The organism is Streptomyces sp. NBC_01471, from assembly GCF_041438865.1.
Lineage (GTDB): Bacteria > Actinomycetota > Actinomycetes > Streptomycetales > Streptomycetaceae > Streptomyces.
In genome coordinates this window covers 7,191,890-7,204,806 of the sequence record NZ_CP109450.1, presented here as the reverse complement: position 1 = coordinate 7,204,806, position 12,917 = coordinate 7,191,890, and the positions used below count along the sequence as shown (strand labels likewise).

The following is a 12,917-nucleotide window of genomic DNA, read 5'->3' as shown; positions in this document are numbered from 1 at the left end:
TCGGAGCTCGCGCCGGATGACCCAGCACGCGATGAGCAAGAGAAGAGCCCCGGCCTGATGCCGGAACACCAGGCCGGGGTCCATGCAGAGATTTGGCGTCAGTGAGTCCTCTGGGGCAGTCGCAGCCCGTCCATGCCCAGAGCATCCGAGTGGAAGCCGACTTCCATGGCTCCCAGCCCGTCGACGACCTGCTGGGCCGCTTCGCCGAGCTCACGCACGGCGTCGCAGTTATTCTTCCCGAGGATCTGCTCGACGCCATGCGACTGCGTGATCTGGACGTTCAGACGCACACGGCCGTCCGCTTCGCAGACCGCGGCGAACACGTCCAGCTCCAGCTCGCCGGAGTATGCGCCGATGCAGTTGTTGAGCATCGCACCCCAGCGCGAGAGCGTCTCGGCATCACGGGCGACGACGAAGCTCAGACCGGGGGCTGCTTCACGACCATCCAGCAGTGCGGCCGTCTGCAGTGCCCACTGGTGGCGCTGGGCCTGCCTCGCGATCCGCTCGAGGCGGCGGGCCTCCTCGCGTTCGTAGCGCTCACGATCGCGGGCAGCCATCAGCTCGCGCCGACGGTCCTCGATCAGACTCAACGCCTGCACGCGGAATGCCTCGTCCTTCCAGAGGTCCCAGTCAGCGACCTGGGCCGTGCCCTCGGGAAGCAGCCGGATCTCGCGGTTGTAGTGCTCCATCTCGCGAAGGGCGTAGATCTCCTCCTGCATGACACGCTGGGCCGTGCGGCCCCGGGGGTCGTGCCAGCGCTCGATTGCGGGCAGGTCCCGGACCAGGTGCTCGAGGTCACGGGAGCTGCGGACGCGGCGCTGCCCGCGGGCAGTGATTATCTCCGGAAGGAGGTCGAGGTCACGGGTGACGGCCAAACGGTGAGCCGTGCAGTCGGCTGCATCGGCCAGCGTGCGCCGCGCCTGGTGGACGGGCTCCTTCAGGATCCGTCGCAGCACCGGCTGCGGAGTCCGGCGCAGGATCGAGCGGATGCCTCGCTGCTGCAGGGATGAGAGTGACGGCTGGCGCATCAAGTTGCGGCCGCCTGCTGTTTCCGTGGTGCGCATGGCGTCGATGAGCCAGTCCACGGGCACCAACCCGCGGAACATGGCAAACCAGCTCAGGGTGCCGATGTCCAGACGCTCCACCTCGCGGGCCAGCGGCCGGCGGTAGGCGCGCACGCCGAAGAGGTTCTTCGCGACCTGCTTATGGTCGTAGGCATCGAGATAGGGCAGGTAGGCGGCGGCCGGACGAGCCTGCCGGCCGTCCTTGAGCAGCGGGAAGCGGTCGTTCCAGCGCGGCAGCTCGCCGATGTGTTCGCGGATCGCGGCGATCGCCTGGTCCACAGCGTTGCCTACTCCTTCAGGGTCCGGTCCTTCGAGCCGGCGGGCCTGCGGGCTGCTGCGCATCCAGCTCTGCAGCGTCTCGGACAGTCCGTGAATCCAGGACTCGACCATGGTCTCGGAGAAGACATGGCGGGTGGTGGATTTGCCATTGCGGCGGTCGATCTCGCGCAGAACGACGAGGTCCTTCTTCGTGCGGGCCATCGATGTGAGCTTCTCGGAGATCCAGTAGTGGAATACCCTGCCCGAGGGGCGCATGCGGTGCACGCGCCTGTAGAGCGAGACGGCGACGGACGTCCGGCCGTCAGGCAGAGCCCGCGCCAGAATCCTCAGGCTGATGCCGGAGATCGCGCCTTCGACTGCGGTGGCACCCTGCTCGGCAAGGGCGTCGTCGACGTACTTGATGTAGAGCAGGGTGTGTTCGGTGCGTTCGGGCATGGTGGTCTCCCCGGGAACGATGTAATGGATTCGGCAGTGAGACCCCCGGCGCTGCCTTGCAGCGCACTGCCCACGTCTCATCCGATTCCCTCTCCCCCAACTCGCCCCCCGTCAGACCATTTTGGATTTCCTGTCGATTCGATGCCATGCTATTTAAAAGACCTTTCGACAGGGAATGCGCAGCCCGGCTGATTCGGAGTGAGAAGCCGGGGCCGAGCGTGCAAAATACTCAGACAAAGAAAAACCCCCGCCCAGCGAGCGTGATGCTCAGCAGGCGGGGGCTCTGCGGTGTTCAAGGAACCGGCGGGCGGTCGGCCGTTTGGTACACCGAGGGCGGGGCCGTGGGAACAGGGTTCGGCGCAGGCCCATGCCGGCCTCGATCGCGTCTCCCTCCTCCTGCTGGTCCGCCAGCAGGGCTCGCATGGGTCACTCTCGGAGCACTCCGTGCGGGGCTGGCCGTTGGGACATCGCTCACCGACGGGCTGGGCGGGGAGGGGGCGGTTCTGCTGGTGCCGCACTCGCACGTGTGGGCGTAGCGCTCGCAGTCCTCGTAGACCAGGTGTGGGCAGCAGCTGCAGGGCAGGAGCCGGTTCGGCGGCAGGGCACAGCGGTGCCTGGCCTCTGCCGCGGTAGGTGTGCTCCTCCTCAAGGGCACCATGCTCGCTCTGTACCCGAAGACGGCTAACCCCCGGCACGGATGCTCGCGACCCCGAAGGTCTGCAAGGGGACGCACCGGCCGGAGCACCGGAGTAGCGAGCACACAATATTCGTGGCCCGGATCCGGTCGGCGACTGTGTGCAGGTACACGGCCAGCCCGGCGCGTTGCGCGGTCTCGAGCCGGTCGACGTACTGGTCGACGCCGGGGAGCGGCTCCGCGGCCGCCATCAGCCCTCCACCGCCGTGCCGGGGCCCGGATGGTGGCAGGTGCACTGACACGGGGCGCGGGGCTCGGTGTAGACGCGTTGCGCGAGCAGGTCGTACCGCTGGAGATCTGGGTCGGTCATGCGGTGTACCTCCGGACGGTGATGCCTGCGCGCTCGGCTCGATCTGCACAGCCGGTGGTGCCGTGCGAACCATGCGGCTGAGGGCGGGTGCAGCTGGCCTTGCGGCAGGGCATGACGAACGCCAGGCATAGATCGGCACCGAGAGAGATCATGTGCTGGTTGCGGCGCGGGCCCGCTCCTGGCCACGGCCCGAAGTCCTCAGTGGGGTGACCCTTCGCAGGATGCTTCTCCTCGGTGATGCCGAGGAGCTGGTAGCGGCGGACCCACCAGGAGGCCATCGCGTCAGCGCCGGACGGGCACGCCCCGTGGACGATGACGGCGGGCACGTGCTGATAGGTCACGGTGGCGAGGGCGTCCCGGACGAGGTCGTGGTCGGCCCAGTCACGGGATCCCGTGACCAAGATGCGGTACGGCTCGGTCACGGCTGCTCTCCGAGGATCGTCCGGGCCACCGTGAGTGCGGGCTGGTCGGTCTGCTTGGCGACCCAGGCGTCGCGCTCGGCGGCTTCGTGCGGTTCGGGCCAGACGCTGGCGGCGCCCTTGGCCATCGCGTCGTGCGCGTGCGCTGCCGCGTCCAGCCAATCGGCGACCGGGTCGGCGAGTCCGGCGAGGGGACCGGTGATGTCCGGGGCTACGTCTTGGAGGGCGGTCGCGGCGGCGCGGAGCGCGGCGGCCGGGGTGAGATCGGTCATGCCTGGGGCTCCTTCTTTCGAGTGCACGCGATACGTCGGGTGCAGGCGTGCGGGTCGGGGCACTGGGGTTGCCCGTCCCACCAAGGCGGGGTCCCGGAGACGGGCAGCCCCCACCACTGGCAGACCGGGAGCGCGCCGCTCATCGGAACTCCGGCGGGCACAGTCGGCTGGGCCGGCTCATCTGCTGGTCTCCGTGGTGGCGGGCGCGGAGAGGACAGCCAGCACCGCGTCACAGATTGCGTCCTGCGGCCGCTGCTCGCCGAGACCACGCTCCCAACGGGTGAACACCTCGTCGATGGCCGCGTCCAAGCGGCCGCGGAGCGCGGCCCGGTCGCTATCGGCCGGAAAGCCGCCGAGAAGGCGGTCCGCGACGGTGACGCCGGCGACCCGCACGTAGGCCGGGCCGAAGTCGGGCAGCACTGCGATCATGGCGTCGGCCTGACGCAGGTAGTCCTGGTAGCTGGGGCTCCTCGTTTTGTCGAACCCCTGAGCCCACACCCATCCGTCGGCGTCTGCGAGCGCGTCGGCGATGCCCTGGCGGAGGTCGGCAGGTTGCGGTTGATCGGTCACGGTCTTCTCCTGGGTGTCGGGACGTGATGGGGTGGTGGGGTGCCCGCCCCGGATTCACCCCGGTGCGGGCATACGCGTGTCACTGCTCGTCGCGGTACGAGGCGCTACCCCTCGCCGTCGGCCCGGTAGTGGCAGTGGGCTTGATCCGCATAAGTGCGAGCTGCAATGGACTGCTCCAGCAAGATGCGTCCCTTGGCGGTCTTTTTCACTCCCGCCAAGTCGGCGACACCGTCGATCTGCGACAGGAGAACAGCTGTGACACGTTCCAGAGCAGCGATGTACATGGCTGCCCTTTTCAGTTCCGCGTGATGCTTCTTGACGGGCACGTGATTCAGGACCACGTGAGCCTGGCGGTAGTTGGCGAATTCGGTACTGAGCTGCTCGCGTTCTGCTTCGCGCTGGTCGTGACTGGTGAGCATGTTGCGGCTGGCGAAGAGACGACAGATCGCCTCTGAGAAGGGCACTTCGTCCTGGCCGTAGATGTCGGCGCGGTGCTTCTCGATGAAAGCCGCGGCATCTTGGATGAGCTGTTCGGTGATCTGCTTGGTGGCGAGGGCGGGTGCGGTGGGCTGAGTCATCAGAGGCTCCAGGGGCTGGGGTGCATGGGACTGAGCTGAAGAGCGACCTGACCGGGGATCACCTCCGGCACGTCACCCCGATCGGGGACGGTCACCCTGGCCGCCGTAATGGCCTGGGTCATCGGCTGGTCTCCGTGGTGGTGTGATCGGGGCAGAGCTCGCGGTGATGGGCGACCGTGACGGGGTCTGAAGCGTTCGTTGCCGCGCTGCTCGGCGTTGACGAAGGCGTCGCATCGGATTGTGTGGACCAATCCGGCGCTCACTGAGTCACCTCGTGGTGGCCATCAGGGCCGGCCAGGTCCTGGCGCAGTACAGTGGCCCGGTCGGGGGTCAACTCCAGCCCGTACGGTTCTCCGTCCGGTCCTGACAGCAGGACGGTGACGGTGTCGTCATCGCCCCAGAGGACATCGTTCAGGCCCCAGCGGAGCGGTGTCGGATTGTCGGCCGACGCAAGATCCTCGCCCTGCTGCGCCCCGTCGGCCATAAGTGCGGCGCTGACTAACCCCCTGTACTCCAAGGCGGTGCGGTCTACGACGGGCTCCGTCTCCAGGACGTGGCGGACTTCGTCAGCAGCTTCCCGCAGCACGGTGGCCTGCTCGACGGGTTCGGGGAGTACGGCCAGCACCGCATCGGCGACTTCCCCGTACTCGTCCGGCTCCAGCATGTCCGTATCCCATCCGAAGCCCTCGGCCTCGCATACGGCGCAGCGGATCCGGTCGCGGAGCGTGGCCCGGTCGGTGGCCGAGGACACGGTGGCTGGCTTCCCGGCGGCGGCCCGGACCGCGGTGACCAGTTCCTCCACACGGTCGGCGACGACGTAGACGGCGCTGCGCCTGCCTCCCTCGGTGATGGTCATCGAGACGCTGCCCGTGGGGACGCGGAGAAGGCGGGTGGGCCAGATCTCGAGAGTGTCCAGGTCGGCGTCGGTGTACGTGTACGGCTCGGGCTCCAGCTGGGTCACGGGTTTCTCCGTAAGGTGTTAGTCGGCCCGGGAGGGCCGGATGTGGCTGACGGGTTTCTGCCTTCTGTCGCTCCCCAGGAGTGGCCGTCCGGCTCTCCGGGGCGCCCTGGCTGCTGATTGAGATATGCGCGCCATGTGCGGTCGCTGATTACGGAGATGACAGCGGGGTGTTCCTCGGGCCGACGGCACGCTGTTCGGAGCGAGGAGGGGCAGGGGGCGAGCGAACTGGTGCTGCCTGGGCTGGTGTTCATGCTGGCAAGGGTCATCACTGGGCAGCCGTGGTTGACGAGGTCGGCACGACGTTGTGGTCGAAGAAAATCGACAACGACGAGGCGGCAATCCTGACCGCGCGTGCGTGTCACGGGTCGGGACAGGTCTTGGCGCGGTACGGCCGTACGCTCCGGGTTGAGCTTGAGCCAGTACGGCTCACCGTTCGGGCTGACTCCAGCCGACGAGCCGGAGCTCATTTAGGCCCAGACGAGGCGGAGGATCGAGTCTCCTTGGGACGCGTGTTGGCCGCGTGGCGCCGAACCAACCGGCTGCGCTCCGCGGTGATCGTGGTGACTGTCATCGAGTCGGATCCCGTCTCAGTTGCCCTTGCGAGCCGCTGCACGGGCCTGTACTTCGGCGTCCCTGGCAGGGATGGTGGCGAGGAGTTCGCTGGCGTTGTCGGCGTGGGCCTCGCTTTTGGTTCGGGCCGGGTCGGCGTACAGGGTCCACACGTCGCCGCCCACCCGGGGCCGGTAGGAGAGCTGCCAGAATCGGCGGTTGGCGTAGCAGATCTGCCAGGAACGCGGGCCCGACGGGTGCGCGCTCACACCGGCCGGAAGGTCTGGCAGTTCCGGCTCAGGGCCGTACGCGCGGTCTATGTAGGCGAGGTGTTCGGCCGTCGCCGTGATGGCGACGCGTATCGTGTGCGGCCACCGATGCCCCTCGGGCAGCATCGGCGCCCATTCCTTCCACTGCGCCTCGCTGCTCGCGCCGCCGGTGTACGGCGCCCAGGCCGCGCCGCGCGCGTAGTTGAAGCCGAGCCGCATCAGGTGCCACCCGGCGGCGATCTTCAGCCCTTCCGTGTTCGCGCCGTCGGTGATGGCGTCCAGGTAGATCCCGGCGGGGTCGTTCTCCCGCCCGGCCGCACCCCGCTCCGTGAGCGGGATCATGTGGCGTTCCGCCGTGCTGCCCTCGGCGGTCATCAGCCGCAGCGTGGCACCACCACCGGCGAGCGGGTACGCCATCCGGATTTCCGCGACGGTCGGCAGGGCGGCGGGTTGGCCCGCACGCATCCGCTCCAGCCTCTCGGTCATGGTGGCCGACACCTGAGAACGCTCGCCGCCCTCGGCGGCCATACGCCACGCGGGGCCGTGTGCACGGGTAACCTGGTCGCGAGTTGTCGGCGCGGCCGTCACGGTCGCGGCCGTCTTCTCCCGCTCGTGGGCAACCGCGCCGACCGCGAGCGCGAGAGCGCCCTTACGGGTGGTGCTGTGGCTGCCGACCTGCCGCCGCTCGCCGCCGACTTCGCGCATCTGCCAGAACAGCATCCCGCGTTCCGATACCTGGTAGGCGGCATACGTGCTCTGTGGGAACCGGCGCCCGTTGAGCGTCTCGCCGGGCAGCGTGAACAGCCAGCCGTCGACGCCGTACTCGGTGCCCGCCGGCGCACGGCCGTTGGTCGGCGTGTACCGGGTGTAAGACCGAGTGACGATCTCCCGGACGATGCTGCGGGCCTCGCTGCTCATATCGTGGGAATCCTCTCCTATGATCGGTCGTGCATGAGTTGCGTCCGCCCGGCTGCTTTTGCGCGCGCTTCGGCGGCCGGGCAGGGCCAAGACCGAGGCCGGTGACGGCCCCGGCACGTTTCGGGGGGCAGTCGCTGGTTCCGCGCCGGTGTTCGCGGCGTGCGGCCAGGGTGGCGGCGTGCAGCTCGGCCGCATAACGGCAGATCATCACCCATGTTTCCCGGCTTCCGTTGGCGAGCGCGTCACGGAAATGGTCGGCTGCCAGCCACGCCTGACGGTCCGCCCAGTCGGCCGCCGCGCTGTCCTTCTTCTGTGCGGCGTAGTCGAGGTGGCGGGCGGCGTTCATGACCGCGTTGTGGCCTTCAGGGCACAGGTCGGGCAGGTGGGTCGCGGGTTCGCGGGCGAACATGTCCCCGGCCGGCGGGTTCGGGTCGAACGACCTGTCGCGGTCGGCGCTGTAGAAGTGTGAGCGGATCTCCACGAGGTAGCGGGTGACGAGGTCCCAGGTGAGTTCGCTGCCGTCGCCCATGCGGGCGTGGAAGGTGGCGGTGGCGTGGCGGGCGATGTGTGCGGCGGGGGCGAGGTACTGCCGGTCGCGGTGGCGGCGGAAGTCCTCCAGCCGTACGGCGGCCTCGAAGATGTGCATGTGGCCGGAGTAGGCGTGCTCGCGCAGCGAGCCGCCCAGCAGGCTCGATGATCCGGCCTGTGACGGCTCCGGCTCGCCCGTCGCCTCGGCCGGTGCGGCGGGCATCGGGGTGCCGGTCTCGGCGGCGGGCTTCGTGGTCCGGACGGTGGTGCCTGTGGGTGCGCCGGTGCTGTCGGGGGCCCAGGCGACCACGCACAGGGGTGTGGTCCTGTTCGACGAACCATCCGGCTTCGTGGAACCGGTCGGCGTAGATCTTCTTCTCCATCGTCCAGGTCGCTTCCTGGAGATGCGCGGCGTCCTTGGAGAGGCGGGGGTAGCGGTGCGCGAAACGCGTGTGCTTGCCTGCGAGGAGTGCGTAGATCTTCACCATGCCGGGCTGACCGGCGGGGACGACCCACGCGCCGCGGGCCTCGTTCTCGTCGTAGGTGGAGGGCTCGGTCTCGTCGTACTCGTCGCGCAGGAGCGCCAGCTTCAGCGACATGTGGTGCTTCTGGGTGCCGCCGAGGACGCGGAGGGCGGCGCGGACGTCCTTATGGTCGGCGTCTTTGGGGAGGCTGCCCTTCGTGCCGTTCTCCCACCGGCCCACCACCGCGCCCTCAACCGCCTCACGCCGACGCCACGCCTCGTCCTGCTGGGCCTGGTCGGCAGGGCGCAGGTGCGGCAACACGTTCGCCTGAGGCGCCGGGACCGGTTGTACGGTTCGGGTGACCTTGACCGGCGGCAGGCTGCCGCCGAGGACGTGGGGTCCGAGCGGGGACGGCCCGGTGATGTCCGGGATGTTCACGGCCGTGCTCGCCATGCCGTCGGCCGGCTTCTCCTCGGCGGCGACCTGGAGCATGGCCTTCTCTTCCTCGACTTCCCTGTCGATGGCGTCCATCGCCGCGTGAGCGGACTTGGCACGGGTCGCCTCAACCGTGCCCTCGAAGGGGTTGTCGCTGTAGTAGTCGGACGCCTGCCACTCCGATGAGTTGATCTTGGCGACGCGGACGGACCGTGTAGTGTCCACGCCGGTCGCTCCCTTGTAGCGGTACTGGAAGACGTAGCCGTTGCCGTCCCGGCTGTACTTGGGCTGAGTCCGCTCGGTGCTCATGATCTTCTCGGGTCCCTCTCTCGGGTTGCTGTCGTGATCGGTGGTGGGTCAGTTGGCGGCAGGAGTTCATCGAGGGCGTGGTCGTTGGCGAAGGCGACGTTTCCCGGGGGGCGGGCCATTCGACGGTGGCCCAGGGGTCGCCGTCTTCCTCGTAAAGGCGAGTGATCGTGCCGGGCTTGTCCCACGGCTCGTCGGTGGTGTGGTGGACGAGGTCGCCGACGGCGGGCGAGACGGTGTCGAAGGTGCGGGACATGCGGGGTTCCTCCCGGGGGTTGGTAGCTGGTGGGTCTGAGTGCTCCCCAGTCCGACCCGATCGGGCTGCACACCGTCTACGGCGGGAGCTGTGATGCTTAGAACGGGGCGCCGTCGTAGGGGTGGACGAGGTAGAGGCGGCCGTCGTGCACGGCCAGGCGCTCACCGTCGCCCAGCTCGAACGCGGAGACGTCGGCCCTGTAGCCGCAGCCGGTAGCGGTGCACACGTAGACCGGCCGTCCCTGCGCGTACAGGCCGGGAACGGGGGTGTAGCCGCCCCAGCCGCATTTCGCGCACACTTGCGGGCCGAACTCCTCGGACCCAATCACCATTTCGCCGGTGTGCTTCTCGGCCGCCCGCGCTGCGGCCTTCTCGCGCCGGTCGGTGCACGCGGGGTCGTCGCACGGCCGGTGCCCGATCAGGCCGTCCGTCGACGCGTGGCGGATCTCGATCAGGCCGTAGTCCTGGCACGAGCCGCAAAGCGGCTCCGGGGCGTGCGGCTGCTCACCGTCCACGCACCCGGTCCGGTTGGACGAGTTGTACCAGGCGCCTTGTCCGTCGGCCTCGATGTACTCGATTTCGCGGGCGCAGTGCAGACAGGTGCGGGTCTCGGCGGTGGTGCTCATCTGCCTTGGTCCTCTCTGGGGTTGGGCCGCACGCCGGTCGGTCGCGTGCCGGTGGACGGCGTCGATCTTCTGCTCTTCACCAACGGTGTACATATCGGAACTCGCTTTCTGCTGGGTGGTGTTGAGGGGCGTGGGGTCAGGGAACAGTGCGCAGCACTACGAGGACGAGGAGGACGGGAGAGGTTCTGGTGCAGGACATGGCGTCTGCTTTCTGCTTCAGCCGAGTGGGGAGGCGAGAACGAGGCAGCCCCCGCACGGCCTGATCCCTGCGGGGGCTGATGGTGCGGATGCGTTGCGCTCGTGGGGTCAGGCCTGGGCCGGTACCCCGGCGAGGTCGACCCTCAGGCCGCGGGCCAGCTCGGCGGCCGGGACGACGATGCGGTAGCCGCCGACCGGGTAGCTCGGGTGGTTGGAGAACACCACGGCGCAGGTCCAGTAGCCGGAGTGGCGCTTGCACGGCAGCGGCTCCGCCTCGACCCCCTCGGGCAGGACATCCTTGCGGAACTCGATCGGCACCACGACGACGCGGTACGACTGATCGGTGCGCGGCTGCTGCCAGGGCAGCTCGACGACCAGGTCCTTGGGCCAGCCTTCGATGGTCACGGGCAGGGTGGACAGGTAGTGGTTGATCGAGCCCTCGGAGGCCTGGGCCAGCCGGGCCTGCTCCTGTTCTTCGGTCTCGATGAAGCCGATGCAGCTGAGGAAACTCATGATGGTCAGTGCTCCTTGGTCAGTGCTTGTGCTGGGGGTAGGCCGCCGGCATGGGTTCGAAGAAGGCGAGCTCGTCGAGCTCGCAGCGCACGCCGTAGATGCGTGCGGCCTCCAAGGGGTGCACGAGGTCGCCAGGCTTCGTCAGCCAGTGGACGAACACCCCAGTGTCGTCAATGGGGTTCCAGGAATGCCGGGCGATGATGCCGATGCTGCCGGGGACTGCGCCGAACTCGCATTCGAGGTAGCTGCTGGGCCTGGCGAGGAGGACGTAGCTGCCGACGGCGGGCCGGACGCGCTGCTCGGTCTTGCTGCGGTGGGTCTTGGCCTTCGGCTTCCGTCCGATCAGGTCCGGCAGGAGGAAGGCGAGTCCCATCGTCGCGAGGGTGGAGGTGAGGACGATGAGAATGATGGGCAAGCCGGGCATGGTCTGAACCGCATTCATCGACACGGTCTCCTTCGAGATCGCAGTGGAAGAGAGAGGGGAAGGGAAGAAGAAACTGCTACTCAGCGAGTCTCGCTGTAACCGCACTCGGAGCACGTGTGCGTGACCTTCTTGGCCTTCTTGCCGGCTCGGACGCCGTGGGCGTTCGACGCCATGTCGATGGCACAGTTCGGGCAGTTCATGGCTCAGCTCCTGACGTGACGAGGATGTTCTTCAACGCCAGATCCGGATCAGCTCCGCTGATCCCTTGTGCTCACTTCCTTCACGGGACGAGCAAGGCGAGCCACGGAGAAGAAAAACACAGCACCCCGGCGCAGCTGCTGCCCGAAGGCAGAGCGCGCACCGGGGTGCTGGGGAAGCCGGAGCCGCGGAGATCTCCAGGGCGCGCCGCAGAGATCAGCTACAGCGCTCAGGAATCGAACCCGTTCCGCGGTCGGTCTGTACGGTGTGCCCACTGACGCACGCCGAGGATCAGTCGGCGCACTGCTGATTCGAACCGCTCCGTACAGAAGTCTGTGGCAGCTGCCCGAACGGGGCAGGCTCCATCACCGGTGGTGGCTTGGCTCAGCCGAACGGCAGCTGCTCATCCACGGCGCTGGCGTGCGCGACGGCCGGAGCGGCAGCCGCGACCGGGACGGGAGCCTGGGCCTGCAGATTCTGGTTCTGGGCCTCGGCCTTGGTAACGCGCCCGGCCAGGCGGGCCTGGGTGATCGCGCGGGACTCCAGAAAGGAGATGTTCTGGATCTCGAGCTTCACCTCGAAGACCTCCACACCGTCCTTGGTGTAGCGGTTCATTCGGGGCTCGTAGCTGAGGGAGACCAGATCGCCCTTGTGCACGTGCGTGAAGGGGCCGGTGCCCGGGGTCTGGGCGCGGACGAAAGCCTCGAACGGAAGGGCGTCGGAGATACGGTTGCCCTGGGCGTCGGTGTAGCCGCGGTCGGCGAAGACGGTGAGCATGACCTTCTTGGAACCGTCCTTGTTCCCGAAGACCTTCGGGTCGTTCGCCAGGCGGCCGATGACGGAAGCAGTGCTGTTCGGGTTCGACATGATGGATCCTCCTTGAATACAGCGCAGCGCCCGGATCGACGTCATCGTCCGCGCACAGTGGGTGGGTTGTTGAGATATTCAGTTGTCTGTCATGCCACCATCCGGATCAGGTTCGCTGATCAGATGACGTCCTCTTCCAGTGCTTCTTCCGAATCAGCTGTGCTGATCGAATGCTAGTCATTCCGAGTCCCGAATCGGCTTTGCCGATCAGACTCGTGTTCTTCACTGGGTTACCGGCCACTCCCCCGACCAGACCCCCGGCGTGGTGCCAACAGATATCCCGCAACTCGGCCTCCAGTTGGTCCGCTCGTGCGGTGTCGCCGACCTTGCAGGCGCGCCGGTAGGAATCTCCGAGATCGACGATCTTGCCTCTGTGGACGGCTGTCAGGGTGAACCAGAACAGCAGCAGGACCAGCCCGACGGCAATGAGGATCCCGAAACTCACAGCGTCACCTGCACTTCGTAGACCGTAGGCCCAAAGGGCCCGACGGTGAGTGTGTGCACGGGCTTCACCACACCCGCTCGCTCCAGGCGAGCCGTCGGGCCCGAATGCTCGGACCAGTCCTTGATGAAGACGTACCCGGGCGCGGGCGTGAGGCCGTGTCCGTGGACGCGGCCTCAGCCCCGATTAGAGGGTCTGGCATGTGCCGGTCGGTCTTGTGGCTGAGGACTTCCAGGCGATCGTGTGCAGTCAAGGGGAGGAGCTGGCGGTTTCCTCCGGTGTGCGCGAGGTTCCGCTGCACTTGTATGTGCCCGATGAGTCGTGGTGCCCTGAGTGGCTCGCA

At 67.9% G+C, this 12,917-nt stretch carries 14 protein-coding genes and 1 pseudogene; 1 reads left to right on the top strand and 14 read right to left on the bottom strand.

Translation table 11 applies throughout. The features are described 5' to 3' along the window. Positions 1 to 98 precede the first annotated feature (98 nt). The 7 genes from OG285_RS32495 to OG285_RS32465 all read right to left on the bottom strand — a co-directional run bounded on the left by OG285_RS32495 (position 99) and on the right by OG285_RS32465 (position 5,582). A complete protein-coding gene (locus OG285_RS32495) occupies positions 99 to 1,778 on the bottom strand; it encodes a hypothetical protein (protein WP_371793048.1) in 1,680 nt (559 codons plus the stop codon). Between the two features lie 1,000 nt (positions 1,779 to 2,778). After that, a complete protein-coding gene (locus OG285_RS32490) occupies positions 2,779 to 3,204 on the bottom strand; it encodes an SLOG family protein (RefSeq protein WP_371793047.1) in 426 nt (141 codons plus the stop codon). Then, positions 3,201 to 3,473, bottom strand: coding sequence for a hypothetical protein (locus OG285_RS32485; RefSeq protein WP_371793046.1), 273 nt, complete (start codon positions 3,471 to 3,473; stop codon positions 3,201 to 3,203). The genes OG285_RS32490 and OG285_RS32485 overlap by 4 nt, the downstream gene beginning before the upstream one ends. A gap of 177 nt (positions 3,474 to 3,650) precedes the next feature. Further along, entirely contained in the window at positions 3,651 to 4,043 is a 393-nt protein-coding gene (locus OG285_RS32480; protein WP_371793045.1) for a hypothetical protein, read from the bottom strand. A 104-nt stretch (positions 4,044 to 4,147) separates the two neighbouring features. Continuing rightward, positions 4,148 to 4,621, bottom strand: a complete 474-nt coding sequence (locus OG285_RS32475; RefSeq protein WP_371793044.1) for a hypothetical protein — start codon at positions 4,619 to 4,621, stop codon at positions 4,148 to 4,150. Continuing rightward, a complete protein-coding gene (locus OG285_RS32470; protein WP_371793043.1) occupies positions 4,621 to 4,743 on the bottom strand; it encodes a hypothetical protein in 123 nt (40 codons plus the stop codon). The genes OG285_RS32475 and OG285_RS32470 overlap by 1 nt, the downstream gene beginning before the upstream one ends. Positions 4,744 to 4,880: 137 nt before the next feature. Next, positions 4,881 to 5,582: a hypothetical protein gene (locus OG285_RS32465; RefSeq protein WP_371793042.1), complete on the bottom strand. Its 702-nt coding sequence runs from the start codon at positions 5,580 to 5,582 to the stop codon at positions 4,881 to 4,883. A 167-nt stretch (positions 5,583 to 5,749) separates the two neighbouring features. Between OG285_RS32465 and OG285_RS32460 the strand changes: the two are divergent. After that, positions 5,750 to 5,965: pseudogene (locus OG285_RS32460) on the top strand (hypothetical protein); the annotation flags it as partial. Between the two features lie 204 nt (positions 5,966 to 6,169). Here OG285_RS32460 and OG285_RS32455 read toward each other — a convergent pair. The 7 genes from OG285_RS32455 to OG285_RS32425 all read right to left on the bottom strand — a co-directional run bounded on the left by OG285_RS32455 (position 6,170) and on the right by OG285_RS32425 (position 12,577). After that, positions 6,170 to 7,318: a hypothetical protein gene (locus OG285_RS32455; RefSeq protein ID WP_371793041.1), complete on the bottom strand. Its 1,149-nt coding sequence runs from the start codon at positions 7,316 to 7,318 to the stop codon at positions 6,170 to 6,172. Positions 7,319 to 7,680: 362 nt separating this feature from the next. Further along, positions 7,681 to 9,054: a hypothetical protein gene (locus OG285_RS32450; protein WP_371793040.1), complete on the bottom strand. Its 1,374-nt coding sequence runs from the start codon at positions 9,052 to 9,054 to the stop codon at positions 7,681 to 7,683. A gap of 350 nt (positions 9,055 to 9,404) precedes the next feature. Beyond that, positions 9,405 to 9,932: a hypothetical protein gene (locus tag OG285_RS32445; RefSeq protein WP_371793039.1), complete on the bottom strand. Its 528-nt coding sequence runs from the start codon at positions 9,930 to 9,932 to the stop codon at positions 9,405 to 9,407. 306 nt (positions 9,933 to 10,238) lie between these two features. Further along, positions 10,239 to 10,643, bottom strand: coding sequence for a hypothetical protein (locus OG285_RS32440; protein WP_371793038.1), 405 nt, complete (start codon positions 10,641 to 10,643; stop codon positions 10,239 to 10,241). Positions 10,644 to 10,662: 19 nt separating this feature from the next. Then, the gene (locus tag OG285_RS32435; protein ID WP_371793037.1) at positions 10,663 to 11,058 is read right to left on the bottom strand and encodes a hypothetical protein; all 396 of its coding nucleotides are present in this window, start codon (positions 11,056 to 11,058) and stop codon (positions 10,663 to 10,665) included. 591 nt (positions 11,059 to 11,649) lie between these two features. Further along, positions 11,650 to 12,132, bottom strand: a complete 483-nt coding sequence (locus OG285_RS32430; protein WP_371793036.1) for a single-stranded DNA-binding protein — start codon at positions 12,130 to 12,132, stop codon at positions 11,650 to 11,652. Positions 12,133 to 12,238: 106 nt separating this feature from the next. After that, positions 12,239 to 12,577: a hypothetical protein gene (locus OG285_RS32425; protein WP_371793035.1), complete on the bottom strand. Its 339-nt coding sequence runs from the start codon at positions 12,575 to 12,577 to the stop codon at positions 12,239 to 12,241. Positions 12,578 to 12,917: the final 340 nt, after the last annotated feature.